General features: G+C 66.5%; 1 protein-coding gene. It reads left to right on the top strand.

What is annotated here, in order from left to right:
• The coding region (locus tag CHC02_RS29780; protein WP_244906829.1) for an Ig-like domain-containing protein at window positions 1-1,350 on the top strand (1,350 nt) is incomplete at both ends.

The raw sequence follows: 1,350 nt of genomic DNA, 5'->3' as shown, positions 1-1,350 counted from the left end.
CTCAAGGGCGAAGGCAAGCCGGGCGACACCATCATCATTTTCGATAACGGCGAGAAGCTCGAGGAAATCGAAATTGGCGAGGATGGCACTTGGGAATTCACTCCGGAAGAGCTGAGCGACGGCGACCACAGCATCACCGTGATCATCCAGGACCCGGCCGGCAACCAGTCCGAACCCTCCGATGAGTGGGTCATCACCGTCGACACCCAGGCGCCCGACGCCCCGGTGATCAACAGCGTGTTCGACGATTTCGGCGCCAAGACCGGCGAACTGGCCTCCGGCGATGCCACCGACGACCAGCAACCGACCCTGTCCGGCACGGCCGAAATCGGCTCGACCGTCGTCGTCTACGCCAACGGCGTGGAAGTCGGCCGCCAGGTCGTTGAAGACGGCACCTGGTCCATCACCGTCGACGAACTGGCCGAAGGTGCGCACAGCCTCACCGTGCAGGCCACCGACAAGGCCGGCAACGTTTCCGAGCCGTCCGCCTTCGACCTGGTGATCGACCTCTCTCCGCCGGCGCAGCCGGTCATCAAGTCCGTGTACGACAACGTCGGCGCCAAGACCGGCGACCTGCTGTCCGGCGACGTGACCGACGACAACCGTCCGCAGCTCTCCGGCAGCAGCGAGCCGCTCGCCACCATCGTCATCTACAACAATGGCGTCGAGATCGACCGCGCGCAGGCCGACGACCAGGGCAACTGGAGCTTCACGCCGGGCAGCGACCTCGCCGATGGCGTGTACAACTTCACCGTCGTGGCCGAGAACGCCGCCGGCCGTGGCAGTGCGCCTTCCGAGCCGTTCGAGGTGATCGTCTACACCGGCAACGGCCCGATCCAGGTGGCCCGTCTGTCCCACATGGGCAAGGACTCCGGCCACGACGGCCAGGACTTCGTCACCGACAACGGCAGCTTCGGCCGCCTGATGTACGGGGTACTGAGTGCCGAACTGTCCGCCGGCCAGACCCTGCAGGTTTCCACCGACGGTGGCAAGACCTGGTTCGACGCCCTGGTCAATGGTACCGACTGGGCCGCCCAGGACCCCAGCACCCACTCGGGCAACTGGAACATCCAGACCCGCGTCAGGGGCGCAGATGGCAAGACCGGCTTCGTCATGGAGCAGAGCGTGGTCCTGGACACTACCGCCTCGCGCGCGCCGACCTCGATCCAGCTCGATGGCACCCACCTGCTGGTGGCGTTCGATTCGTCCAACGTGGCCGTGGGCGACCGTATCGCGGTCGTCGCCGACGGTGGCGCCCAGCGCTTCGAGTACACCCTGACCGCGGTCGACATCATCGCCGGCAGCGTCAGCCTGGAAGTGGGCGCGGTCAGCTCGGCCAGCGCCGCCCTG

The sequence above is a fragment of the Pseudomonas delhiensis genome, assembly GCF_900187975.1.
Classification (GTDB): Bacteria; Pseudomonadota; Gammaproteobacteria; order Pseudomonadales; family Pseudomonadaceae; genus Pseudomonas; species Pseudomonas delhiensis.
Note: the sequence above shows the minus strand (reverse complement) of the source record. Positions and strands in the feature narration are given on the sequence as shown.